This window comes from Saccharothrix obliqua (assembly GCF_019375475.1).
Lineage (GTDB): Bacteria > Actinomycetota > Actinomycetes > Mycobacteriales > Pseudonocardiaceae > Actinosynnema > Actinosynnema obliqua.
In genome coordinates, this window is sequence record NZ_JAHXGQ010000001.1 from 1,158,697 (window position 1) to 1,182,604 (window position 23,908).

Consider the following 23,908-nt stretch of genomic DNA (forward strand, 5'->3'; position numbering starts at 1 on the left):
CATCGCGACCGACGAGCGGATGAACTCCGCGTCACATGTGAGCGGTCGGCGCAGCCGCGTCAGACCGGACGGCGCACCGCCGTGACCGCGCCTCCCGGCGCGCGTTCCACGGTCACCCGCTGACCGGGTCGCAGCACCCGCCAGCCGCCCGCCGCGACCGCGTCCGCCGGCACGTCGACGAGCACGCCGTCGTCACGCAGCACGGTCGCCGAGCCGTCCGCGTGGTGCGTGCTCACCGTCGCCTGTTCGGCCGCCCGCTGCCGAGGTTCCCGCTCCGCCACGGCGGACAACGCTAGCCGATCGGGGGTGGTGGCCCGCGTCGCGCACCTGCGACGCTCCGCGATAGGCCCATTACCGAGAGGAGTGGGGGCATGAGGGTTCTGGCAGGGGTGGTCGCCGGGGTGGTGCTGGGCTTCGTCGGCCTGGGCAGCGCGACGGCGGCACCAGTCCCCGACGCACCCGTGGACCGGCCGGTCGCGGCTCAGGGCAACGGGCTCGCACCGGCGGCGAAGAACGTCGAGCTGCGCAAGACGATCCCGGACACCGCCGGCGCGATCTCCATCAACTTCGCGCAGTACCGGCACCGGGACGTGGCGTTCGTCAGCGGGACGTTCGGGCTCAAGACCTACGACGTGACCAAGGCGGACGAGCCGAAGCTGCTCGACCACCTGACCAAGAAGGAGCTGGCGCTGCCCGGTGACGACCCGGAGCAGCGGTTCTGGGAGAACGAGGACGTCACCGTCGACGCCAAGCGCAAGCTGGTGTTCCTGGCCCGCGAGCGCACCGCGTTCGGCCGCCAGGCGCCCGGCGAGCGGCCCACCGGCGTGTACGTCATCTCGGCCGCCGACCCGGGCAACCTCGAACTGCTGAACTTCGCGTCGATGGGCACCGGGCACATCACCACGTGCATCAACGACTGCACGTACCTGTGGACCACCGGCTACGACGGCACGCCGTCCACCGACCCGGACACCTACCGCCGTTCCGGCAAGGTGTTCGTCACCGACCTGCGCGACCCGCGCAACCCGAAGACGTTGCCCACCTACGTCGACCTCAACCGCAACCAGGGCGAGACGCACATGACGCACGACGTCCAGGTGGACGCGGCGGGCGTGGCGTGGGTGGCGGGCACCGGCGGCACCCGCGGGTACTGGACGAGCGGGTGGCACAAGGACCCGTTGAGCGGCAAGTGGCGTGAGGCGACCCCGGTGGACCCGGTGGCGTACGCGGGTGGCGCGGCGCCGAAGCTGGACATGCCCACCTCGTTCGCGCACAACTCGTTCCGCCCGGTCGGCCGGACCCTCGCGGACGGGCCGCGGCCGAGCCGCGCGCACCCGGCGGGCAGCCTCCTGCTGCACACCGAGGAGGCGTTCGAGTCGGCCACGTGCAAGGACCAGGGCCGGTTCGTGATCTCGTCGCTGACCGGTTCGACCGGCGGCGAGTCGTGGCGGGCCACCCCGGACAAGCCGTTCACGCTGAAGACGGTCGGCGTGTGGAGCCCGGACGACCAGGAGGGCACGCTGCCCGGTCCGGACGTGTTCTGCTCGGCGCACTACTTCGACGTGAAGCAGCGGATCGTCGCCTACTCCTGGTACGAGCAGGGCACTCGGTTCCTCGACATCACCGACCCGACCAAGCCGATCCAGGTGGCGTACTGGCGGCCCGAGGGCGCGGTGTCGTGGGCGCCGTACTTCCACCGCGACCGCGTGTTCGTGGCCGACTTCGGCCGCGGCGTGGAGGTGCTGAAGCTCTCCAAGGGCGCGTACGACGCGCAGGAGACCCACACCAACGTGACGTTGAAGACGGCGCCGGCGCAGGCGTCGTTCCGGTCCACCGACGCGCCGCGCAAGCGCTTGCCGCTGGCGCCGGACCCGGACTACGGGTTCGCGTGCCCGATGCTGCGGGGCGGCGGCTGCGGGGACGGCGCGGCCTGCTGCTGAGGTGACGCCCGGTGGGCCTCAGCCGCCCACCGGGCACAGCACCGCCGAGGAGTGCGGCCCCAGCCCGAGGCCGGTCGCCAGCTCCAGGTCCTCCGCGGTGTCCACGTCGTTGCGCAGCGACGGCCACGGCCCGAGCAGCGTGCGCGCGTCGCTCGCGTGCGCCTGCGCCGAACCCGCGCCGAACCGCGGGTCGAGGTCGCCGCCGGGCGCGGACAGCAGCAGCGTCGTGCCCGTGCCCTGGCGGTCCGGGCAGAACGCCCGCCCGTCCGCGGCGGCCAGGGCGAGCTTCAGCTCGTCGGTCCGCAGCGCGGGCAGGTCGGCCTGGAGCGCGCCCACCACCGAGCGCGGGTCCCGCGCGCGCAGCACGCCCGCGCCGAACCGCAGCGCCTCGTTCAACCCCTCCGGACCGGGCAGCGACGGCACGCCGATGGCCCGCAACCGCGCCGCCACCTCCGGGTCGTCCGTGACGGCCAGCACACCGCGCACCACCGGCAACGCGGCGGAGATGGTGTCCAGGGCGAACGCGAGCGCCAGCGCGGGCCGGTCGTCGGTCACGCCGACCAGCCGCGTCTTCGCCCGTCGAAGGGTCTTCACCGGCACCACGAGGTCCACGTCGGCACGCACAACAGCCATACTCCCCTGACGGGCTCGCGGCTTCCAGGTGACCGCGTGCGACCGGACACGGAGGAGAACAGGTGGCCAAGGAGAAGGGCGGCTTCTGGGTGGGGCTCGCCGCGGCGGTCTTCTACCCGGCGACCGCGCTGCTGGCGCGGCGGCGCAACGAGGGCGCCGAACGCATCCCGAGGACCGGCGGCGCGCTGGTCGTGATGAACCACGTGTCCCACCTGGACCCGGTGTACGACGCGGTGTTCACCCACAAGCAGGGCCGCGTGCCGCACTTCCTGGCCAAGCACAGCCTGTGGAACGTGCCGCTGCTCGGCACGGTGATCAAGGGCGCGCGGCAGATCCCCGTCTACCGGGGCACCGCCGACGCGCAGCAGAGCCTGCGCGCCGCCCACGCCGCGCTGGAGCAGGGCCTGCTGGTGGTGATCTACCCGGAGGGCACCATCACCAAGGACCCGGACGGCTGGCCGATGAACTCGCGCACCGGCGTGGCGCGGCTCGCGCTCCAGCACGACGTCCCGGTCATCCCGGTCGCCCGGTGGGGCACCCGGGACATCTACGACCACTACCGCAAGAAGTTCCGGCCGTTCCCGCGCAAGACCGTGGTGACCAGGGTCGGCGCGCCGGTCGACCTGTCCGCCCACCGGGACAAGCCCGAGTCGCTGGCGTTGCTGCGCGAGGTGACCGACCTGCTCATGGGCGAGGTGAAGGACCTCCTGGCGGACGTCCGCCAGGAGACCGCGCCCGACGGCTTCTACAAGAAGGGCTGACGTGGAGCGGGTCGCGGTGATGGGCGCGGGGTCGTGGGGCACGGCCTTCGCGAAGGTGCTGGCCGACTCGGGCACGGACGTCGTGCTGTGGGCGCGGCGGGCGGAGGTGGCCGAGGAGGTCACGCGGACCCGGGTGAACTCCGGCTACCTGCCGGGCGCGGTGCTGCCGGACAACCTGTCCGCCACGCACGACGCCGAGCGGGCGCTGGCGGGTGCCGACGCCGTGGTGCTCGGCGTGCCCAGCCAGACGCTGCGGGCGAACCTGGAGCGGTGGCGGTCGGCGTTGCCGCGCGGCGCGACCCTGGTGAGCCTCGCGAAGGGCGTGGAGCTGGGGACGCTCAAGCGGATGAGCGAGGTGGTCCGCGAGGTCGCCGGGGTGCCCGAGGACCACGTGGCGGTGGTGTCCGGGCCGAACCTGGCGAAGGAGATCGCGGCCGGGCAGCCGACCGCCACGGTCATCGCGTGCACCGACCACGACCGGGCGGTCGCGTTCCAGCACGCGTGCTCCAACTCGTACTTCCGGCCCTACACCAACACCGACGTGGTGGGCTGCGAGCTGGGCGGTGCGTGCAAGAACGTCATCGCGCTGGCGTGCGGCATGGCCGCCGGGCTGGGTTTCGGCGACAACACCATGGCCTCCATCATCACCCGCGGCCTGGCCGAGACCGCCCGGCTGGGCGCCGCGCTGGGCGCCGACCCGCTCACCTTCGCGGGCCTGGCCGGGTTGGGCGACCTGGTGGCGACGTGCGCGTCACCGCTGTCGCGAAACCGGTCGTTCGGCGAGCGGTTGGGGCGTGGTGACACCGTGGCGCAGGCGCAGGAGGCCGCGCACGGCCAGGTCGCCGAGGGCGTGAAGTCGTGCTCGTCCATCCGGGAGCTGGCGGCGCGCATCGGTGTGGACATGCCGATCACCGACGGGGTGCACCGGGTGTGCCACGAGGGGTTGGACCCGCGCGCGCTGACGGCCGCGCTGCTGGAGCGGGAGCGGAAGGCGGAGCGGCAGTGAGCGCGGAGTACGGGGACGGCACGCGGGTCGTGCACTCGGTGCGGGCGGCGGCGGGCGAGCCGTTCCTCGGGGGGCCGGTGTTCGCGTCGGCCTACCACCTCGGCGGCGGGAACGCGTACGGCCGGTCGGACAACGCGACGTGGCAGGCGTTGGAGGGGGCGCTCGGCGCGTTGGACGGCGGTGAAGCCGTGCTGTTCCCGTCCGGGATGGCGGCGATCTCGGCGTTGTCGCGCGTGGTGCTCGCGCCGGGTGACGTGGTGGTGGTCCCGTCGGACGGGTACTACCTGACCCGGACGTTGGTGGCCGGGTTGCCGGTGCGGGTGGTGGAAGCGCCGACGGTCGGGCCGTACCCGTCGTTCGAGGGCGTGCGGTTGGTGTTGCTGGAGACGCCGTCGAACCCCGGAATGGACGTCTGCGACATCGCCGCGTTGTCGGCGGCGGCGCACGCGGCGGGTGCGTTGGTGGCCGTCGACAACACCACGGCGACCCCGCTCGGGCAGCGGCCGTTGGCGTTGGGGGCGGATGTCGTGGTGAGCAGCGACACGAAGGCGGTGGCCGGGCACTCCGACGTGCTGCTCGGCCACGTGTCCACTGTGGATGCCGAGCTGGCCGCGCGGGTGCGGGCGGAGCGGACCACGTCGGGCGCCATACCCGGGCCGTTCGAGGTGTGGTTGGCGCACCGCGGGTTGGGCACGTTGGACTTGCGGTTGGCGCGGCAGGCGGAGAACGCGGCGGCGCTGTACGCGGCGCTGCGGGGGCGGCCGGAGGTGACGGGGTTGCGGTGGCCGGGTGCGCCGGACGATCCGGCGTTCGCGGTGGCGTCGCGGCAGATGCGCCGGTTCGGCGGCGTGCTGACGTTCCGGTTGCGTGACGCGGCGGCGGTGGCGGACTTCCTGTCCCGGTCGGCGTTGGTGGCGGCGTCGACCAGCTTCGGCGGCCTGCACACGACGTTGGACCGCAGGGCCCAGTGGGGCGACCCGGTCCCCGAGGGCTTGGTGCGGCTGTCGGCGGGGTGCGAGGACACGGCCGACCTCGTGGCGGACGTGCTGGCAGCCCTCTGACCGCCACAAGCCCGTCTCCCGCCCGCAACGGCGGCCCTCGGGCACTGCCGGGCCGGACGTCGTCGCCCCGGCCGCTTCCGCCTGGAGCCCGGCCTCTCCTCGGGCCGGCCGAACAGTCCCGTTCGAGCGCCGCGGGGTGCCGACCGCGCCGGCCTTGCCGCCCCGGTGGTGGGGACGCGGGTGCCTGAGGGCAGCCGCGTTCCAGTCCCTGGGACGCGGTTGCCGGTGCGGGACGTCCCTGCCACCCTCTGCGGCATGTCTTCCCGCGCTTTGAACGCCGGCCGGGGTCACATCGACCTCCGCCTGGTGGCCAGCGCGCTCTGTCCTTCCCGGTGAGCGACTCGCGACCGGCGGGCGGCTGACGCCCGCGCCAACCGCACACCCCGAGAAGGAACCATGTTCGCCGTCCCGGAGAACACGATCGCCCTGCCCCAGTCGCACGCCGCGCTGCACCCCGTGCGGATCGCGCTCGACATGGCGGCACGGCGCGAGCGCTGGGCCCACCTGCTGCGCTACGACCCCGAGCACCGCTTCTCGACGCTGGTCGAGCGGACCGCCGAGCAGGAGGTGTGGTTGCTGGGCTGGCTGCCCGGCCAGCACACCGACCTGCACGACCACGGTCCGTCCACCGGCGCGTTCACCCTGGTCAGCGGCTCGCTGACGGAGATCGTCGCGCCCGGCCGGACCCAGGTGCTGCACCACCTGACGGCCGGCCAGTCGCGTGTGTTCGGTCCCGACTACGTGCACCAGGTGCGCAACGACGGACCGGACCCCGCCGTCTCGATCCACGTCTACCGCGACGGCGGGCGCACCATGCGCCCCTACCGGTACGACCCGGTGGCCGGGGCTACCTCCGCCCGCTGACGTGCGGCGGCACGTCCCACTCGCCCACCAGCAGCGGGTCCGGCTCCGGAGTGCCCCACGACGTGTGCAGCGGCAGCACGCCGGCCCACGCCCGGTTGGCGGCGACGTCCTCGTCCTCGTCACCGGGCGGGCCGGTGCGGATCTTCACCGACGCCTCCGCCAGGTCCACGGCCAGCACGGTGGTGGCGGCCAGTTCCTTGGCGCTCGGCTGCCGGGCGTAGTCCCACGAGCCGGGCGCTATGTGCTCGGTCAGCACCCGCAGCGCGTGGGTCTTCGCCGCCGGGTCGGTGACCGGGACGGCCGTGCCGTGGATGACCGCGGACCGGTAGTTCATGGAGTGGTCGAACACCGAGCGCGCGTAGACCACGCCGTCCACGAGCGTGACCGCCACGCACACCGGGATGCCGGTCGCCGCCTCGCGCATACTGCGCGCGCCGGTCGAACCGTGCAGGTAGATGGTGTCGCCGTCCCGGCCGAAGCCGGTCGGCAGCACCAGCGGCGCACCGTCCACCACCACCGCGAGGTGGCAGACGAGGGCGGCGTCGAGCACGGCGTGCAGGGCGTCCCGTTCGGTCACGGCGCGCTTGCGGCCTCGCCGCACCGTGCTGCGGGGCGTCGGTGACAACGTCATCCGCTCAGCATCACGGGTAAAGTGGACCTCCTCAAGATCCAATTACCAGGTATTCGAGGAGTCCACTTTGGTGGAGACGGCGCTGCCCGTGACCCTGGACCGCGCTTCGGGCGAACCGCTGGCCGTGCAGCTCGCGGACGCCCTGCGCGCCGCGGCGGCGGACGGGCGGCTGCGCAGCGGCGACCGGCTGCCGTCCACCCGCGCCCTCGCCGAACGGCTCGGCGTCAGCCGCACGGTGACCGCCGCGGCGTACGAGCAGCTGCACGCCGAGGGCTGGATCGCGGGTCGGCACGGGTCGGGCACCTACGTCACCACCACCCCGCCCGGCGCGCTCAAGGGCAGGCCGCGTCGCGCCGTCACGCAGCCGCCCGCGCCGGAGTTCGTGGACTTCGCACCCGGCGCGCCGTGGACCGAGGGCCTCGACCGGGCGGCGTGGCGGCGGGCGTGGCGGGCGGCGGCGGACGCGTTGCCGTTGTTCCGGCCGCACCGCGGTGGCCTGCCCGAGTACCGGGCGGTCGTCGCCGAGCACCTGCTGCGTCACCGCGGGCTCGCCGTGCACGGCGGGTTGAGCGCCGAACTCGTGCTGGCGACCGGCGGCACCACCGCCGCGCTGGTGGAGCTGGCGGCGACCGTGCTGCGGCCCGGTGACGTGATCGCCGTCGAGGAACCCGGCTACCAGCGTGCCGTCGGGGCGTTGCGGTCGGCGCGGATCAAGGTCGTCCAGGCGCCCGTGGACGCCGAAGGGCTGCTCGTGGACGGCGTGCCGGACGGCGTGCGCGGCGTGTACTGCTCGCCCGCCCACCAGTACCCGATGGGCGGTCGGATGTCCGCCGCCCGCCGGGTCGCCCTCGTGGAACGGGCACGACGCGAGGGCTGGCTGGTCGTGGAGGACGACTACGACGGCGAACTCCGCTACGACGTCGCGCCGCTGCCGCTGCTCGCGGCGCTCGCCCCGGACGTCGTCGTGCACCTCGGCACCACCAGCAAGATCCTGACGCCCACGCTGGGCGCGGGGTGGATGGTCGCGCCCGAGCCCATCGCCGCCGAAATCCTCGCGCACCGCGACCGCACCGGCACCAGCCCGTCCGCCGCCGGCCAGCGCGTGCTGGTGGAACTCGCCCGCACCGGCGACCTCGGCAGGCACCTGCGCAAGCTGCGCCGCGAGCTGGCGGAGCGGCGTGCGCTGGTGGCGTCCGCGTTGGAGGCCGCGGACGTGCCGGTGCTCGGCGACGACGCCGGCGCGCACGTCGTCGTGCTGCTGGAGGACGCCCGTGCCGAGCGGGAGGTGCTGGTGCGGGCCGAGGAGCGCGGCCTGCGGTTGGACGGCCTCGCCCGGCACCACGCCGCGCGGCCCAGGGTGTTCGGGGTCGCCATCGGGTACGGGGCGTGCTCGCGCGAGCAGCTGCACGCCGCGTTGCCGGTGCTGGCCGACCTGCTGCGTCCCGTCCGGGCGGCGCGCTGAGCCATCCGGGTAGGGTCGGCGTTCATGACGCGAAAGACCAAGGTCGCCGTGGTGTTCGGCGGGCGCAGCAGCGAGCACATGGTCTCCTGCCTGTCCGCCGGCAGCATCCTCCCGCACCTGGACCGCGACCGGTTCGAGGTCGTGCCCGTGGGCATCACCCACGACGAGGGCCGTTGGGTGATCGGCGCCGACGACACGAAGGCGCTGGAGGTCCGCGACCGGAAGCTGCCCACCGTCGACGCGTTGGTGCCCGTGTCCGGCGGGCGGCTGGTCCCCGTCGCGCCCGACGAGGTGCTTGCGGACGTCGACGTGGTGTTCCCCGTGCTGCACGGGGCGTGGGGTGAGGACGGCACCGTGCAGGGGCTGCTGGAGCTGGCGTCCGTCCCGTACGTGGGGCCCGGCGTGCTCGCGTCCGCCGTGTCGATGGACAAGGAGTTCACCAAGCGGCTGCTGCGTGGTGCGGGTCTGCCCGTCGGCGAGTGGGCCGTGCTGCGTCGGGACGAGGAGACGCTGTCGGCCGACGACCGCGACCGCCTCGGCCTGCCGGTCTTCGTGAAGCCCGCGCGTGCCGGGTCGTCCGTCGGCATCTCCAAGGTGGTCGACTGGTCGCAGTTGGACGCCGCCATCGCGCTTGCCCGGAAGACCGACCCCAAGGTCATCATCGAGGCGGCGGTGGTCGGGCGCGAGATCGAGTGCGGCGTGCTGGAGTTCCCGGACGGCCGCGTCGAGGCGTCCGTGCCGGCGGAGCTGCGGATCGTCGGGGGAGCGGTCGACTGGTACGACTTCGACGCCAAGTACCTGGACGACGTGTGCGAGTTCGACATCCCGGCGAAGCTGGACGACGCGATCGCGCGGGAGTTGCGGGAGATGGCGGTGACGGCGTTCCGCGCGCTCGACTGCCAGGGGCTCGCGCGGGTCGACTTCTTCGTCACCGAGCGGGACGAGTTGGTGATCAACGAGGTGAACACGATGCCCGGGTTCACGCCGATCTCCATGTACCCGCGGATGTGGACCGAGACCGGGGTGGACTACCCGACCCTCCTGACGACCCTCGTCGAGACCGCGATCGCCCGGGGGACGGGGTTGCGCTGAGGCGCACCGGCGGCTGGTGCGCCACGACCGGGTCGCGGGTCCGGGAGTGGTGCCGGCGGACCGGTTCCGGTGTTCGGGATCGGCGCCGGCAGCGGGGTCGGGGGCGCGCTTGTTCCTCAAGCGTCACACCGGTGCCCGCTCGACAACCCCGGACAGGGGAGTGGGCGGGGTTCCGGGGCGGGGGTGCCCGCCCCGGGAACTGTCCGGCCGGTGGCTCGCCGGGGCGGTCACCCCGGCGTGGTGGTCGAGCCCCCGACGGCTAGGGCAGCTTCCAGTCGATCGGTTCCGCGCCCTGCTGCACGAGGAGTTCGTTGGCGCGGCTGAACGGGCGCGAGCCGAAGAACCCGGCCGCCGCCGAGAGGGGCGACGGGTGGGCCGACTCGACGCACGGGAACGGCGCCAGCATCGGCTTCAGGTTGCGCGCGTTGCGTCCCCACAGGATCGCCACCAGGGGCTCCTCCCGCGCGGCCAGGGCCTTGATCGCCTGTTCGGTCACCGCCTCCCAACCCTTGCCCTGGTGGGAGTTCGACTTGCCCGGCTGCACGGTGAGCGCCCTGTTGAGCAGCAGCACGCCCTGCTCGGTCCACGGCGTCAGGTCGCCGTTGGTCGGCTTGGGGTGCCCCAGGTCGTCCATGTACTCGCGATAGATGTTGGTCAGGCTCTTGGGGATCGGCCGGGTCTCCGGCGACACCGAGAAGCTCAACCCCACCGCGTGCCCCGGTGTCGGGTACGGGTCCTGGCCCACGATCAGCACCCGCACCGAGTGGAACGGTTGCTGGAACGCGCGCAGCACGTTCTCCCCCGCCGGCAGGTATGTGCGCCCGGCGGCCACCTCGGCGCGCAGGAACTCGCCCATCTCGGCGATCCGATCGGCTACCGGCGCGAGTGCCCGCGCCCAGCCTGCTTCCACGACTTCCTCAAGCGGACGTGCCACGGCGGGACCCTATCCCAGTCGGTCCGGCGGAGATTTTCGCGGTGGGTCAAGACGTTCCTCGGCGGCGAAAGGCCGCTAGCCGGTCACCACGCCGGCCAACAGCTTCGCTGTGCCCTCCGGTGACTCCACCGGGAAGTGGTGGGTGCCCAGGTCCACCAGGACGAACTCGACGCGGTCGGCGTAGCGTTCGACCGCCGCCGGCGCGACGAGATCGCGGATCGCGAACGCGGTGACCGGCTGCCTCGTCTCGCGCAGCACAGCGTCCATGTCCCAGCGGATCAGGGATTCGATGGCACGCAGGCCCGCGGGTTGCCGCACCGCGACCATCTTCCGGAAGTACCGCTCGCCGAGAGCGGGGTCGGCGCCCGCCGGGGTGCCGCCCTCGACGAGTCGCCGCACCGCCGTCGGGAAGTCGTCGCGGAACAGGCGGATCACCGCGTCGGCCCGGTCCGCGCTCATCGCCGGGAACAGGTCGTAGTGCAACGCGTCGAGCGCCACCACGTGCGCCACCGCGTCCGGGAGCAGTCGGCCGGCCTCCACGGCCACCGCGCCGCCGAGGGAGTGCCCGGCCACGACCGCGTCCGCCGCGGACTCCGCCTCCAGCACCGCGGCCACGTCGCGGGCGAACTCCTCGATCGTCCAGACGTCCCTGGTGGAGCGGGACTCGCCGTGCTCCGCCAGGTCGATCGCGAGGACGCGGTGGTGCTCGGGCAGGTGGTCGGCCACCGCGTCGAAGTCGGTGCGGTCGCAGGCCCAGCCGTGGACGAGCGCCAGGGTCGGCCCGCCGGCCGGGCCGCTCGCGGTGTAGCGGATCGTCGTGTGGCCCGCGCGCCGCACTTCGCGGTTTTCCTTGGTGGTCATGGTTTTCCCGTCACTTGTCGGCAGGACGCCGGGTCCTGGTCTGGTTGAGGCGGAGGGCGAAGGCGGACGAGGTGATCAGCACGACCGCCACCGCGTAGATCACGGTGGCGGTGCGCAACCCCAGTGCTGTCACCGCGATCCCGCCGAGCACCGCGGGCACGCTGTTGCCCAGGTAGCTGATCGTGTTGGCCATGGCGAACACCGCGCCGCGCTCGTGCGGCCGGGCTGCCCCGGCGACGACGCCGAACGTCGCCAGCATCGACGCGCCGAAACCGACGCCCGCCACGACCGTGCCGAGCGCGGCGAGCCAGGCGAGGCCCCCGGTCGTCCCGGCGAGCGACACCAGGGTGCCCAGCCCGAGAACCGCGGACGACGGGGCCAGCAGCGACGACGCCGGGCGGGAGCGGAGGAGCAGGACCGTGAGCGCGCCGGTGCCCGCGAGGAGCGTCACGACGACGCCGCCGGTCAAGCGGTTGTGCAGGCCCAGCAGTTCGGCCGCGACGGACGGGCCCAGCGAGAGGTACATGCCGGCCAGCGCCCAGGTGGCGATCATCGCCGGCACCACCGGGACGACGTCGGCGCGCACGTGCGCGGGCATCGCGATGCGCGGGCGCAGGGACGCGAGCGCTCCCGGCCGTTTGAGCGACGTCTCCGGCAGCCGGGCGACGACGATCGCCGCCACCAGCACCCCGCCCAGCAGCACCGCGTAGACCAGCCGGGTCGGCGCGGGGCCGAACCGCACGAGCACGCCGCTGCCCAGGGCCCCGAGGGCGAGCCCGGTCAGGGGCGCCACGGCGGTGACGGCGCCGGCCCGCCCGCGTGACGGTTCGAGGTCGACGAGGGTGGCGCTCAGGGTCGTTGTCGCCGCTCCGGTCGCGATGCCCTGCACCACCCGTGCGACGGCGAGCACGCCCACGTCCCCGGCGACCAGGAACAGCACGAGCGCGACCGCCTCCAGGGCGATCGCCGCGGCGAGCACCGGTCGGCGGCCGAGGTGGTCCGACAGGGCTCCGACGACGAGCAGCGAGCCCAGCAGGCCGAACACGTAGAGGGCGAAGACGAGCGTCAGCACCCAGGCCGGGAAGTGCCACTGCTGCTGGTAGACCACGTAGAGCGGGGACGGCGCGCTGGACGCGGCCAGGAAGAGCACGAGGACGGCGGCCACCATGGGGAAGGCGCCTTTCCACGCCGGTGGGCGGAGCGGGGAGGGGGCGAGCGCGTGGACGGACATGCGAGCCTCGCAGTGATCGTTGCGTTAGCGGGGCCACGCTAACACAAACGCACTGATCGCTGCGATTAAAACGCAGCGATCAGTGCAACAATGGCCACATGTCCGCCGCGACCTCCGCATCCCGCGCCGACAGCCGACCCGGCGGTCGGTCGGCACGGGTTCGCTCGGCCGTCCACCAGGCCGTCCGGGACCTGCTCGCCGACGGGACCACCGACCAGCTGACGATCCCGCTCATCGCCGCCCGCGCGGACGTGCACGCCACCACGGTCTACCGCCGCTGGGGCTCCGTGGGCGACCTGCTCGCCGACGTGGCGACCAGTCGCTTCTCCGGCGGCTTCGTGGTCCCGGACACCGGCAGCCTCCGCGGCGACCTGGAGCGGTACGCGGCGGACCTCGCCAAGGACCTCGGCGACCCGGACACGCTGGCCCTCGTGCGCGCCACCATCGGCGTCGGCGGCGAGCAGGGCGCGGCCGTGTGCCGCAAGGAGCGCCAGGACCAGCTCGAAGCCATCCTCGAACGCGAGCGGAGCCGGGGCAACGAGGTCCCGGAGGTCGACCGCACCATCGACGCCCTGCTCGCGCCGCTCTACTACCGGGCCGTGTTCACCGACCGCGTCCCCACTCCCGAATGGGCGCGCACCCTCGTGGCCCACCTGCTGCCGGAAGCGGCCGACGCCGGCCCCGGTGGCACCACCACGTAGGTCGTCCGGGAAGACCGCGTGGTCGGTTCGGCGGTGCGCGGCCCCCTACAGCTCCTTCGCGTAGCAGAGGCTCTCGGGGTGGTGCCGGTAGACGCCGAAGTTGTCGATGCGCGCGTACCCGCTCGTCTCGTACAACCGGATCGCCTCGGGCTGCCGCTGCCCGGTCTCCAGGACCACGCGGGTGCGGCCGGCGGCCCGCGCCGCGTCCTCCAGCACGGCCAGCACCCGGCGCGACAGGCCCCGGCCGCGCACGGCGTCCACCGTGTACATGCGCTTGATCTCGGCGTCACCGGGCCGGATCGGGTCGTCCGCCACGTCGTGCGCCCGCCACCCGCCGCACGCGACGGGCACGCCGTCGAGGTAGCCGACGACGAAGTGGCCGCGGGGTGCGGCGAACTGGGCGGCGTCGACGGGCGTGTGGTCCGCCTCGCCGTAGCGGACCACGAAGACCTGCTGGAGGTCCGCGATCAGCTTCGCCGAGTCCGGATGATCATACGCGCGCGTGAATATTTCCACACCGGTCAGGCTACCTACCGCCAGTGCTCCCAACCAGGGGGCTTCTCGTACGCGCGGCCGTCCACGGTGACGCCGCCGCCGTGCCGCACGGTGCCGATGGTGCGCCACCCCTCGGGCACCGCCGCGGGCTCCGGGAACGTCGCCGCCAACGCGTGGTCCTCGCCCCCGGTCAGCACCCAGTGCCGCGCGTCCGCGCCCAGCGCCGACGCCACGTCCAGCAGTCGCGGGTGGACCTCCAGCAGCTCGGTCCGGATGTCGATGCCGATGCCCGACTCCTCCGCGATGTGCCCGAGGTCGGCCAGCAACCCGTCGGACACGTCGATCATCGCCGTGGCGCCGGCCGCCGCCGCCTGCGGTCCCGCGGAGTACGGCGGTTCGGGGTTCCGCTGCGCCCCGACCACGGCCACCGGCGACCGGAAACCACGCCCCAGCACCGCCAGCCCGCCCGCCGCCCAACCCAGCCGCCCGCACACCGCCACAACATCACCCACTTGGGCTCCCGACCGGGTGATCGGCTCGTAGCCGCCCATGTCGCCCAACGCCGTAACGGAGATCACCAGGGTCGCGGACGACACCATGTCCCCGCCCACCACGCCCGCGCCCGCCGCGCTCGCCTCCTGCCACAACCCGGCCGTCACGCCCTCGATCAACGACGACGGCGTGTCCGGCGGGCACGCGAGCCCCACCAGCAAAGCGGTCGGCATGGCGCCCATGGCCGCCACGTCGGCCAAATTCACGGCCGCCGCCTTGCGGCCCACCTGCTCGGGAGTCGACCAGTCGAGCCTGAAGTGGACGCCCTCCACCAGGACGTCCGTGGAGACCACGACGCGCCCGTCCGGCGCGGCCACGACGGCCGCGTCGTCACCGGGCCCCAGGAGGGTCGTAGGTGGCTGCGTCCGACCTGCCGTCACCCGGCGGATAAGACCGAACTCACCCACTTCAGCGACCGTGTCCGCGTTCTGCGGCGGCTCCGGACGCAAGATTGCCTCCCGTTCTGAGCATTCGGAACCCCAACTGGGGTACGTTGCTGAACACGTTCCTACCCCGACCTGACCTGTCACGACGAAGGGGCACGCCGTGGTGCACGCATACATCCTCATCCAGACCGAGGTCGGAAAGGCAGCCGCCGTGGCCGCCGAGATCTCCGGCATCCCCGGCGTGACCACCGCGGAGGACGTCACCGGTCCGTACGACGTGATCGTGCGCGCCGAGTCCGAGACCGTCGACCAGCTGGGACAGCTCGTGGTCGCCCGCATCCAGAACGTGGAGGGCATCACCCGAACACTGACCTGCCCGGTGGTCCACCTGTAGCGCCGTGTTGTCATAGCCGGGTGGCACCCGAACCCGAACCCACCCCACTGCTGCCCCGCCCCCTGCTCGCGGTGGCCGTCGGCCTGCCCGCGCTGCTGGCGGCGGGCGTGGCGGCCGTCGGGCTCTTCCTGGGCACGGGCGGTCAGGAACAGCCGGCGGACCCGTCCTCGGACCGCTCCGGCCCGCTGGCCCTCGTGCCGGTGCCCGCGCCGCGGGCGGAGGCCGACGAGTGCCGGGGCCTGCTGAGCAAGCTGCCCATGCAACTGGTCTCCAACGGCGCGACGCTGCCCCGCCGCGAACTCGCGTCGCCCGCGCCACCCGGCGCGGTCGCGTGGGGTGACGCGCGGCACGAGCCGATCGTGCTGCGGTGCGGCCTCGACCGGCCGGGCGACCTCACGCCCACCTCGTCCCTGCGCGTCATCTCCGACGTGCAGTGGCTGGAGATCACCGAGGGCGGCAACGCCACCTGGTACGTCGTGGACCGCCCGGTGTACGTGGCGCTGACCGTGCCGTCCGACGCGGGCACCGGCCCGCTCCAGGACATCTCCACCACGGTCCGGGACGCGCTGCCCGCCGTGCCGTTGGACACCAAGGGTTCCTGACGGAGCACACGCCGACGCGGCACACGCCGAAAGGCCCCCGGAACGCGTTCCGGGGGCCTTCGACAACGCTTCCGCACGCGGCCTCAGCCGCGCACCACCTTGCCCGCCTTCAGGCACGAGGTGCACACGTTCAGCCGCTGGCGCTGCGAAGAGGACACCTTCGCGCGCACGGTCTGGATGTTCGGGTTCCACCGGCGGTTGGTGCGTCGGTGGGAGTGCGAGACCGACTTGCCGAAGCCCGGCCCCTTGCCACAGACGTCGCACACGGCAGCCACGTCAGCCACTCCTTAAGGTTTCTCCAGCGGTACTCACGCCCCGGCGGGCGCGCAAGCGTGCACAAGCCTCAGCCGGGCATGGCAACCCAGACAGGGTAGCCGGTGGGCCGCGACGCCACCAAACCGGGTCGAATACCCTCCCCGCCATGCAGGCACTCGACGCGGTGGCGGTGCGCCGGTGGGCGGACGCCTGCGTCCGTTCCCTGGATGCGAACCGCGACGACATCGACCGCATCAACGTGTTCCCGGTCCCGGACGGCGACACCGGCACCAACCTGTCCCAGACCATGCGGTCGGCGCAGGACTCGCTGCTCCGGACGCCCGCCGACTCGGCCGGGCAGGCGTTGGCCGCGCTCGCGCGGGGCGCGCTGGCGGGCGCGCGCGGCAACTCCGGCGTCATCCTCTCGCAGGTCCTGCGCGGGCTCGCGGAGGCGGCGCAGGGCGCGTCCACGGCGGGCGGCCAGGCGATCCGCCGCGCACTGCACCGCGCCGACGAACTGGCCACGGCCGCCGTGTCCAAGCCGGTGCCCGGCACCGTGCTGACCGTCCTGCACGCCGCCGCCGAGGCCGCCCGCGACTGCCCGTCCGACGCCCTGGACGAGGTGGTCACGGCCGCCGCCAAGGCGGGTGCGGAGGCGTTGGCCGACACGCCGCGCCAACTCGCCGTGCTGGCCAAGGCCGGTGTCGTGGACGCGGGTGCGAAGGGCCTCGTGGTGCTGCTGGACAGCCTGGTCGCGGTGATCACCGGGCAGCCGGTCGAGACGACCACCGCGGCGCCGCCGCCACGCTCCCGTGAAGCGCTCACCACGGCACGCGAGGCCGGGTCGGGCGAGTTCGAGTACGAGGTGATGTACCTGCTCGACGGCACACCGGACGTGGCGGCGCTCAAGCGGCGGCTGAGCGCGCTGGGCGACTGCGTGTCCGTCGTGGGCGACGGTGCGGGACTGTGGACCGTCCACGTGCACTGCAACGACATCGGCGCGGCCGTGGAGGCGGGTGTCGAGGCGGGTCGGCCGCACCGGATCACGGTGGCGCGGTTCGCCGACCAGATCGCCGCGCAGGCGCCCCGGTTCGGCCGCGACCGCGCCGTGGTGGTGCTGGTGGAGGGCGCCGGCGCGCTGGAGCTGTTCCGCTCCGAGGGCGCGGTGGCCGCCGCGCCCACCGCCGACCCGGCCGACCTGCTGGCGCTGGTGGTCAGCACGCGTGCCCGGCACGTCACCGTGCTGCCCGGCGACCCCGCGCTGCGTGAACCGCTGGAGCTGGTGGTGGCGCAGGCCGCCGAGGCGGGTCAGGACGTGGTCGTGGTGCCGACGTTCTCCCCGGTGCAGGCGTTGTCCGCGCTGGCCGTGCACGACCCGGCGCGGCGGCCCGGCGACGACGTGGTGGCGATGGCCGAGGCCGCCGCCGCGACGCGTCGCGGTGAGGTCCGGGTGTCCGACCGCGACGCGATCACCTGGGCGGGCCGCTGCCGCCCCGGCGACCTGCTCGCCATGCTGGACGGCGAGGTGGTCGCGGTCGAACCGGGGCCGGGCGACCCGCTCGGGCTGTCCCGCCGCCTGGTGGACCGGATGCTGGCCGCCGGTGGCGAGCTGGTCACCGCGCTGCTCGGCGAGGGCGCGCCGGACGGGCTCGCCGACCTGCTGGAGGAGCACCTGCGGGTCGCCCACCCGGAGGTGGAACTGGCGGCGTACCAAGGCGGACAGCCCGGTGCTGTCCTGGTTGTCGGAGTCGAGTAGTTGAATAGGCCGGGATGACGACCTTCGACGAAAAGCTGGTGTCGGTGCTCGGGAAGAAGAGCGCCGACGCGCTGGAGAGCGGCCTCGGGCTGACCACGGTCGGCGAGCTGCTGCGGCACTACCCCCGGCGGTACGACGAGCGCGGCAAGCTCACCGAGATCAAGGGGCTGGAGCTGGGCGAGCACGTCACCGTGCAGGCCCGCGTGAAGAGCGCGCGCCAGCGGCGGATGAAGAGCCGCAGCGGGGAGCTGCTGGAGGCGGTGATCACCGACGGCTCGTCCGACCTGCACCTGGTGTTCTTCGGGCGCGGGTCGCGGAAGGTCGAGCGGGAGCTGCTGCCCGGTCGGGAGGCGATGTTCGCGGGGAAGGTCGGCGTGTTCAACGGCAAGCTCCAGCTCGCGCACCCCGACTACCAGGTGCTCGACGGAGGGGACCCGGAGGGCGCTGGAGGTGCCGAGGGCGACGCGGTCGCGCGGTTCGCGGGCGCGTTCATCCCCGTCTACCCGGCGGCGCAGGGCATCCAGTCGTGGAACGTGTCCAACTGCGTCGAGCAGGTGCTCGCGGTGTGGGACGGCGTGCCCGAGGAGGAGGACCCGCTGCCCGCCGACCTGCGTGCCGAGCACGGCCTGGTGCCGCTGGAGCGCGCGCTGCGGGACATCCACCGGCCGGACGGGTGGGCCGCGATCGCCGTGGCGCAGCAGCGCCTCAAGTGGGACGAGGCGATGGCCGTGCAGCTGGCCCTGGCACGCCGCCGCCGCTCGGCGACCGCCCGGCCCGCGCCCGCGTGCCCGCCCGTGCCGGGGCTGGTGCGGGACGCGTTCGACGCGCGGCTGCCGTTCGAGCTGACGGCCGGCCAGCGGGAGGTGGGCGAGCGGATCGCGCTCGACCTGTCCGGCGAGCACCCGATGAACCGCCTGCTCCAGGGCGAGGTGGGCTCGGGCAAGGCGCAGCCGCTGGACGCGCTGGTGCTCACCACCGAGGGCTTCGTGCCGATGGGCGACGTCGAGATCGGCACCGAGGTGATCACCCAGGACGGCTCGGCCACCACCGTGACCGGCGTGTTCCCGCAGGGCGAGCGCGAGGTCTACCGGGTGGTGCTGTCCGACGGGAAGTCCGTCGAGTGCGACCTGGACCACCTGTGGGCGACGCACGCGGGCGAGGTCGTCGCGCTCCGCGAGATCCGCGAGGACCTGCTCCGCCACGACGACCCGTCGCGCTGGCGGTTGCCCATGGTCGTCGCGCCGGACGTGGACTGCGTGGAACTCGCGCCGGTCAAGGAGCGGCACGAGCTGTTGCAGGGCCTGCTCACCACCGGCGGCCGGTGCGACGGGACGGACGTGGTGTTCCGCACCGAGTCCACCCACCTGGTCGAGTACGTGAGCGAGCTGGCGGAGTCGCTGGGCGGCACCGGGGTCGTGCGGTACGGCTACGAGACGCACGAGGTGACCGTGCGGCTGCCGGAGGAGTTCCCGCCGTTCCGCGACGCGCTGGACCGCACCGCGCCGCCCGCCCGCTACGTCGAGCGCGTCGAGTACGTGGGTGTGAAACCGGTGCAGTGCATCGCGGTCGCGCACCCGTCGCGGCTCTACGTGACCGACCACTTCATCGTCACGCACAACACGATGGTGGCGTTGCGGGCGATGCTCCAGGTCGTGGACGCGGGCCGGCAGGCCGCCATGCTCGCGCCCACCGAGGTGCTGGCCGCGCAGCACGCGCGGTCGCTGCGGGAGCTGCTCGGCGACCTCGCCCGGGCCGGTGAGCTGGGTGGCGCGGAGCACGCGACCAGGGTGGCGTTGCTGACCGGCTCGATGCCCGCCGCGCAGCGGAAGAAGGCGTTGCTGGAGATCGTCACCGGTGAGGCCGGGATCGTGGTCGGCACGCACGCCCTGATCCAGGACAAGGTGGAGTTCGCCGACCTCGGCCTGGTCGTGGTGGACGAGCAGCACCGGTTCGGCGTCGAGCAGCGGGCCGCGCTCAGCGCCCGGCCCGGCGGGTCCACGCCGCACGTGCTGGTGATGACCGCGACCCCGATCCCGCGGACGGTCGCCATGACCGTGTACGGCGACCTGGAGGTGTCCGCGTTGCGCGAGCTGCCGCGGGGGCGTTCGCCGATCAGCACGTCCGTGGTGCCGGTGGCGGAGAAGCCCGCGTGGCTGGACCGGGCGTGGCAGCGCATCCGCGAGGAGGTCGGCAAGGGCCACCAGGTGTACGTGGTGTGCCCGCGCATCGGCGACGGCGAGGCCGAGGACCCGTCCGGCGACGAGCCGCCGAAGGAGGACGGTGCCGACCGCCGGCCGCCGCTGGCCGTGGTGGACGTGGCGCAGCGCCTGGCCGAGGGCCCGTTGCGCGGCCTGCGGGTGGACGTCCTGCACGGCCGGATGCCGCCGGACGAGAAGGACGCCGTGATGCGGGCGTTCGCCGGCAACGAGGTGCAGGTGCTGGTCGCCACGACCGTGGTCGAGGTCGGCGTGAACGTGCCCAACGCCACCGTCATGGTGATCATGGACGCGGACCGGTTCGGCGTGAGCCAGCTGCACCAGCTGCGCGGTCGGGTCGGCCGGGGCAGCGCGCCGGGCCTGTGCCTGCTGGTCACCGAGCTGCCCGGGGGCACGCCGACGATGGCGCGGCTGCGCGCGGTCGAGTCCAGCCTGGACGGCTTCGAGCTGGCGCAGCTCGACCTGGAGCTGCGTCGCGAGGGCGACGTCCTCGGCGCGGCGCAGTCGGGCACGCGGTCGGGGTTGAAGATGCTGTCGCTGTTGCGTGACGAGGACGTGATCGCCGACGCCCGGGTGGTCGCGCAGCGGGTCGTGGACGACGACCCGGACCTGGACCGGCACCCCGGTCTCGCGTCGCTCGTGCAGGGCCTGCTCGACGCGGAACGGGCGGAATACCTGGAGAAGGCATAGCCATGCGCCCACTGTCGCCAGCCCGTGCCCGTGCCCTGGAGATCGCCTACGCGCGCGCCGAGCTGCGGGCGCTGCGGGACGACCGGCCCGACGTCCGCGGGATGGTGGTGGAGTCGCTGCTGCCCGCGTGGTTGGCGACGAGGTACCTGGCGGAGCGCAAGAAGGCGGGCGTGCTGATGCTGGGCGCGGCGCTCGCGTCGTTCGGGGCGAACCTGGGCGCGCCGTGGGGGTACCAGCTCGTGACGGTGCTGCTGCTGGCGTTGGGCGTGGCGACGTCGTGGGGTGTGCTGGTCGAGGTGCGCGACCGCCGTGCGGAGGCGACGCGGCTGCGTGAGCACGGGCCCGACGAGTACGACACCGCGGTGGCGGCCGGGGTGCGCGTGACGACCCGGCCGTGGTGGCGCAACCTGCTGGGGCGGTTGCTGGACGTGGCCGTGCTGGTGCTGCCGGTGTTGGCGGCGGTGCGGGCGTGGCGTGACGACGGGTGGCCGGCGGGGATCGCCGCGGTGCTGGCCGTGGGGTGCGTGGTGGCGGCGACGGTCTGCTACCTGCGTTCGGCCCGCGAGATCGGCCGTTGGCGGGCGGATTTCCTGGCGCAGGAGGGTTTGGTGCTGCCGCCGTTGCGACCCGAGTGGCAGGTCCTGGTCGGCTGAGCGGTATCGTCGGCCCACTGTGCGCCGTCTGCTGCTCGCCCTGGTCCCGTTCGCGCTGGTCGCGTGCTCGTCCGGTGAGGCGGCGGCACCGCCGACCACGCCGCCGAAGGGCGACCTGGCCGTGCTGGCCGAACACGTCGAGCAGCGCCGGTCCGACCTGAAGACGGCCCGGTTCCACACCGAGGGTTTCGCCTCGGACGGTGACGCGACCGAGGTGCGCAGCATCGTGGACGGCGTGCTGCGCCATGACCCGGACGGCGTCACCGCCGCCATGCGGATGCGCGTCACCACCGGCGGCCAGACCCGTGACATGGACCTGGTGGTCGCCCGGGACGGTTTGTACGTGCACGTCGAGGGAGCCCCGATGCCCGAGGGCAAGAAGTGGGGCTTCTACTCGCCGCAGAGCGGTGGTGAGGTCGACGCCCTGCTGCGTGGTTTCGGTCCGAGCGGGAAGGTCGGGGCGGAACTCGACTACGTGCAGCCGCGTGCCGCCCTGATCGCCAACCGCGCGGGCGAGCAGCTGGACGGCGTCCCGACCACGCGGTACGAGCTGGTGGTGGACCCGATGAAGATGGCGAAGGCCATCGAGGACCCGGACATCCAGCTCCAGCACACGCAACTGGCCGAGTACGGCGTGACCATCCGCGCGACCGCCTGGGTGGACGACACCTCCGCGCCGCTGAAGGCGGAGTACCGGTTCGAGCTGAACGGCAAGGTGGTCAAGCAGTCCACCACGCGGTTCAGCGGGTGGGGCGAGCCGGTCGACGTCACCGCCCCGCCGGCGGCCGAGGTCGTGCCGGCCGACCAGCTCCCCAAGTAGCCGGTGGTGGCGGCGGACGCCTTGTGGTGATGGCTGTGCGGTTCGCCGGCTTCCAGGGGAAGCGGGTTCCGCGGTCTGGGTGGGTTTTGCGCGCGGACGGACGCGGCCGGAATGGGTCGAGGCAGGGGACGCTGTTGGTCGCTGCTGCCGGTGGCCCGGTGGGTGTGCTGGGGCCGGTGGGGCTACTTCGCCTGGGGGACCGGGAGTTGCGCGGTCGGCTGTTCGCCGGTCGGGTCGTCGCCTTCGGGGTCCTGAGTCGGCGTGGTGGTCGGTTCGGCGTCCACGGCGGCCAGGTCCAGGGGCGCCAGCGTGGCGACCGCTCGTCGGACGGCCTCCTGGGCCGCGGTGAACTGCTCGGTCAGGGCCTGGTGCGCCGAGTGCATCTCGGTGAGCTTGCGCTCCGCGGCGGTGATGCGGCGGTCGGCGTGGGCGTCCGCGTCGGCGATCGTCTGCTCCGCCTTGGCGTTCGCCTCGGTGACGGTCTGCTCGGCCTTCGCGTCCGCGTCCGCGATGGTTCGCTCGGCCTTGGTGTTCGCGTCCGCGATGGTCTGTTCGGCCTTGGCGTTCGCCTCGGCCACCGTCTGCTCTGCCCTGGCGTTCGCCTCGGTGACGGTCTGCTCGGCCTTGGCGTCGGCCTCGGTGACGGTCTGCTTGGCCTTCTCGTCGGCCTCGGTGGTGGTCTTCTCCGCGTACGCGTTGGCGTCGGCGACGGCCTTCTCCGCCTTGGCCAGCGCCTCCGACTCCAGTTCGGCGACCTGCTTCGCCGACTCGGCCTTCAGCGCGTCGACCTCGGCCCGCGCCTGCTCCAGCAGCTTCGCCGCCTGGGCCTTGGCCTCCACCACGTGTGCCTCGTGCTCCTTGCGGAGCGTGGTGCGGAGTTCGTCGTACTCCTTGTCCAAGTCGTCGTGGTAGCCCTTGTACTTGGCGTCCAGCTCGACGCGGCGGGCGTCGAGGGCGGCTACCTTGGCCTCGTGGTCGGCGGCGGCGCGTTCGCGTTCCGCGGTCGCCTCGGCGACCAGTGCCTCGTGCTCCGCGGACAGCTTGGCCCGCAGCTCCTCGTGCGACCGCTCCAACTCCGCGCGGCGGTCCTGGTACTGCTGCTCCAGCTCGGCGGCGCGCTGCTGGTGGCGGGACTCCAACTGCTTGCGGCGCTCCTCCAGCTCGCCCATGGCCCGCTGGTGGGCGGCACGGCCCTCGGCGGCGAACCGCTCGGCCTCGGCCCTGGTGGCGTTCGCCTGGTCGACCGCGGCCTGGCGGATGTCGGCGATCTCCTCCTCGGCGAGGGTCATCATCACCTGGACGCGCTCGGTGACGTTGGAGGCGTTGACCGGGCTGTTGGCGAGGCTCGTCAGCTGGGACTTGACCTTGTCCAGCTCGGCGCGGGTGCTGTTGAGCGCCTTGGTCAGCTCGGTCACCTGGGCCACGGCCGCGTCGCGTGATCTCGTGGAGTTCTTGAGGTCGAACTCGAGACGTGTCACGCGCTCGTTGACCTGCCGCTGGTTGTAACCGCGCAGAACAACGTCGAAGTGGGTGCGGGCAGCAGGCTGCCCAGTCCCTTCAGCCCCGGCCATGCACCCAACCCTACCGAGAAGTCGACACGGTCCGTCACCCGATACAGCGAACGCAGTGTAACGGCTCGGTGATCGTCCGCTCCTGACGATGACACCGCCACCAGTGGTGGGAGGTACTCAGACCTGCGACGTTGCGTCTATTCGAACACGTGTTCGAGCGTGCCGCAAGTCGCTCGAAGGGGTGAACGAGCGTGAACTCACCGGAACGTCCACGGCCGGGAGTGTGAGCACTTCGGCAGAGAGGTGCGCCGGGCGGTCCGGCAAGGGACAATCCTCGGGTCGTCCCGGGTGGCGCAGCCCTTGACCGGATGAGTGAACGATCACGATGACGTCCGTCACGT

At 73.3% G+C, this 23,908-nt stretch carries 24 protein-coding genes; 14 read left to right on the plus strand and 10 right to left on the minus strand.

Features of this window, described 5'->3' with window-relative positions; all coding sequences use genetic code 11:
- Nucleotides 1–59: 59 nt before the first annotated feature.
- Nucleotides 60–281, minus strand: coding sequence for a hypothetical protein (locus tag KZQ38_RS05550; RefSeq protein WP_219438999.1), 222 nt, complete (start codon nucleotides 279–281; stop codon nucleotides 60–62).
- Between the two features lie 90 nt (nucleotides 282–371).
- Between KZQ38_RS05550 and KZQ38_RS05555 the strand changes: the two genes are divergently transcribed.
- Nucleotides 372–1,940 carry an LVIVD repeat-containing protein gene (locus KZQ38_RS05555; RefSeq protein ID WP_219439001.1) on the plus strand — a complete coding sequence of 523 codons (1,569 nt, stop codon included), beginning with the start codon at nucleotides 372–374 and terminating at the stop codon, nucleotides 1,938–1,940.
- A gap of 18 nt (nucleotides 1,941–1,958) precedes the next feature.
- Here the strand turns inward: KZQ38_RS05555 and cofC are convergent, their stop codons facing one another.
- Nucleotides 1,959–2,564, minus strand: coding sequence for a 2-phospho-L-lactate guanylyltransferase (cofC, locus tag KZQ38_RS05560; RefSeq protein WP_372452207.1), 606 nt, complete (start codon nucleotides 2,562–2,564; stop codon nucleotides 1,959–1,961).
- A 71-nt stretch (nucleotides 2,565–2,635) separates the two neighbouring features.
- On the opposite strand from cofC, the gene KZQ38_RS05565 reads away from it, so the two are divergent.
- The 4 genes from KZQ38_RS05565 (at nucleotide 2,636) to KZQ38_RS05580 (ending at nucleotide 6,265) form a co-directional block, all read left to right on the plus strand.
- Nucleotides 2,636–3,334 carry a lysophospholipid acyltransferase family protein gene (locus KZQ38_RS05565; protein WP_219439004.1) on the plus strand — a complete coding sequence of 233 codons (699 nt, stop codon included), beginning with the start codon at nucleotides 2,636–2,638 and terminating at the stop codon, nucleotides 3,332–3,334.
- 19 nt (nucleotides 3,335–3,353) lie between these two features.
- A complete protein-coding gene (locus KZQ38_RS05570) occupies nucleotides 3,354–4,340 on the plus strand; it encodes an NAD(P)H-dependent glycerol-3-phosphate dehydrogenase (RefSeq protein WP_219439429.1) in 987 nt (328 codons plus the stop codon).
- The gene (locus KZQ38_RS05575) at nucleotides 4,337–5,401 is read left to right on the plus strand and encodes a cystathionine gamma-lyase (protein WP_219439007.1); all 1,065 of its coding nucleotides are present in this window, start codon (nucleotides 4,337–4,339) and stop codon (nucleotides 5,399–5,401) included. The genes KZQ38_RS05570 and KZQ38_RS05575 overlap by 4 nt, the downstream gene beginning before the upstream one ends.
- Nucleotides 5,402–5,797: 396 nt before the next feature.
- On the plus strand, nucleotides 5,798–6,265 hold the full coding sequence (locus tag KZQ38_RS05580) for a cysteine dioxygenase (RefSeq protein WP_219439009.1): 468 nt from the start codon (nucleotides 5,798–5,800) through the stop codon (nucleotides 6,263–6,265).
- On the opposite strand, the gene KZQ38_RS05585 is transcribed toward KZQ38_RS05580, so the two are convergent.
- On the minus strand, nucleotides 6,249–6,896 hold the full coding sequence (locus tag KZQ38_RS05585) for a pyridoxamine 5'-phosphate oxidase family protein (RefSeq protein WP_219439011.1): 648 nt from the start codon (nucleotides 6,894–6,896) through the stop codon (nucleotides 6,249–6,251). The two genes, KZQ38_RS05580 and KZQ38_RS05585, sit on opposite strands and share 17 nt — an antisense overlap.
- Nucleotides 6,897–6,963: 67 nt before the next feature.
- On the opposite strand from KZQ38_RS05585, the gene pdxR reads away from it, so the two are divergent.
- Both pdxR and KZQ38_RS05595 read left to right on the plus strand, forming a co-directional pair.
- A complete protein-coding gene (pdxR, locus tag KZQ38_RS05590) occupies nucleotides 6,964–8,358 on the plus strand; it encodes a MocR-like pyridoxine biosynthesis transcription factor PdxR (protein ID WP_219439013.1) in 1,395 nt (464 codons plus the stop codon).
- Nucleotides 8,359–8,382: 24 nt separating this feature from the next.
- On the plus strand, nucleotides 8,383–9,450 hold the full coding sequence (locus KZQ38_RS05595) for a D-alanine--D-alanine ligase family protein (RefSeq protein WP_219439014.1): 1,068 nt from the start codon (nucleotides 8,383–8,385) through the stop codon (nucleotides 9,448–9,450).
- A gap of 259 nt (nucleotides 9,451–9,709) precedes the next feature.
- Here the strand turns inward: KZQ38_RS05595 and KZQ38_RS05600 are convergent, their stop codons facing one another.
- The 3 genes from KZQ38_RS05600 to KZQ38_RS05610 all read right to left on the minus strand — a co-directional run bounded on the left by KZQ38_RS05600 (nucleotide 9,710) and on the right by KZQ38_RS05610 (nucleotide 12,413).
- Entirely contained in the window at nucleotides 9,710–10,384 is a 675-nt protein-coding gene (locus KZQ38_RS05600; RefSeq protein WP_219439016.1) for a uracil-DNA glycosylase, read from the minus strand.
- A 75-nt stretch (nucleotides 10,385–10,459) separates the two neighbouring features.
- Nucleotides 10,460–11,245 (minus strand): alpha/beta fold hydrolase, encoded by a 786-nt coding sequence (locus tag KZQ38_RS05605; protein WP_219439018.1) that lies wholly within the window; start codon nucleotides 11,243–11,245, stop codon nucleotides 10,460–10,462.
- 10 nt (nucleotides 11,246–11,255) lie between these two features.
- Nucleotides 11,256–12,413: an MFS transporter gene (locus KZQ38_RS05610; RefSeq protein WP_257900603.1), complete on the minus strand. Its 1,158-nt coding sequence runs from the start codon at nucleotides 12,411–12,413 to the stop codon at nucleotides 11,256–11,258.
- 161 nt (nucleotides 12,414–12,574) lie between these two features.
- On the opposite strand from KZQ38_RS05610, the gene KZQ38_RS05615 reads away from it, so the two are divergent.
- Entirely contained in the window at nucleotides 12,575–13,177 is a 603-nt protein-coding gene (locus KZQ38_RS05615; protein WP_219439022.1) for a TetR-like C-terminal domain-containing protein, read from the plus strand.
- A gap of 45 nt (nucleotides 13,178–13,222) precedes the next feature.
- On the opposite strand, the gene KZQ38_RS05620 is transcribed toward KZQ38_RS05615, so the two are convergent.
- On the minus strand, nucleotides 13,223–13,693 hold the full coding sequence (locus KZQ38_RS05620) for a GNAT family N-acetyltransferase (RefSeq protein ID WP_219439025.1): 471 nt from the start codon (nucleotides 13,691–13,693) through the stop codon (nucleotides 13,223–13,225).
- A 14-nt stretch (nucleotides 13,694–13,707) separates the two neighbouring features.
- Entirely contained in the window at nucleotides 13,708–14,673 is a 966-nt protein-coding gene (locus tag KZQ38_RS05625) for a thiamine-phosphate kinase (RefSeq protein WP_257900604.1), read from the minus strand.
- 97 nt (nucleotides 14,674–14,770) lie between these two features.
- Here KZQ38_RS05625 and KZQ38_RS05630 point away from each other — a divergent pair, with 97 nt between their 5' ends.
- Both KZQ38_RS05630 and KZQ38_RS05635 read left to right on the plus strand, forming a co-directional pair.
- A complete protein-coding gene (locus KZQ38_RS05630) occupies nucleotides 14,771–15,004 on the plus strand; it encodes an Lrp/AsnC family transcriptional regulator (RefSeq protein ID WP_219439026.1) in 234 nt (77 codons plus the stop codon).
- A gap of 20 nt (nucleotides 15,005–15,024) precedes the next feature.
- Nucleotides 15,025–15,606, plus strand: a complete 582-nt coding sequence (locus KZQ38_RS05635; RefSeq protein ID WP_219439028.1) for a DUF3515 domain-containing protein — start codon at nucleotides 15,025–15,027, stop codon at nucleotides 15,604–15,606.
- An 83-nt stretch (nucleotides 15,607–15,689) separates the two neighbouring features.
- On the opposite strand, the gene rpmB is transcribed toward KZQ38_RS05635, so the two are convergent.
- Nucleotides 15,690–15,881 (minus strand): 50S ribosomal protein L28, encoded by a 192-nt coding sequence (rpmB, locus tag KZQ38_RS05640; RefSeq protein ID WP_015804671.1) that lies wholly within the window; start codon nucleotides 15,879–15,881, stop codon nucleotides 15,690–15,692.
- Between the two features lie 146 nt (nucleotides 15,882–16,027).
- Here rpmB and KZQ38_RS05645 point away from each other — a divergent pair, with 146 nt between their 5' ends.
- Genes KZQ38_RS05645 through KZQ38_RS05660 form a run of 4 tightly spaced genes read left to right on the plus strand, consistent with a single transcriptional unit; the run spans nucleotide 16,028 to nucleotide 21,996 of the window.
- Nucleotides 16,028–17,617 (plus strand): DAK2 domain-containing protein, encoded by a 1,590-nt coding sequence (locus tag KZQ38_RS05645; protein ID WP_219439030.1) that lies wholly within the window; start codon nucleotides 16,028–16,030, stop codon nucleotides 17,615–17,617.
- A 14-nt stretch (nucleotides 17,618–17,631) separates the two neighbouring features.
- Nucleotides 17,632–20,523, plus strand: coding sequence for a helicase-related protein (locus KZQ38_RS05650; RefSeq protein WP_219439032.1), 2,892 nt, complete (start codon nucleotides 17,632–17,634; stop codon nucleotides 20,521–20,523).
- 2 nt (nucleotides 20,524–20,525) lie between these two features.
- Nucleotides 20,526–21,176: a hypothetical protein gene (locus KZQ38_RS05655; protein WP_219439034.1), complete on the plus strand. Its 651-nt coding sequence runs from the start codon at nucleotides 20,526–20,528 to the stop codon at nucleotides 21,174–21,176.
- Between the two features lie 19 nt (nucleotides 21,177–21,195).
- Nucleotides 21,196–21,996 (plus strand): SCO4651 family lipoprotein, encoded by an 801-nt coding sequence (locus KZQ38_RS05660; RefSeq protein ID WP_219439036.1) that lies wholly within the window; start codon nucleotides 21,196–21,198, stop codon nucleotides 21,994–21,996.
- A gap of 182 nt (nucleotides 21,997–22,178) precedes the next feature.
- Here the strand turns inward: KZQ38_RS05660 and KZQ38_RS05665 are convergent, their stop codons facing one another.
- Nucleotides 22,179–23,567: a coiled-coil domain-containing protein gene (locus KZQ38_RS05665; RefSeq protein ID WP_219439038.1), complete on the minus strand. Its 1,389-nt coding sequence runs from the start codon at nucleotides 23,565–23,567 to the stop codon at nucleotides 22,179–22,181.
- Nucleotides 23,568–23,908: the final 341 nt, after the last annotated feature.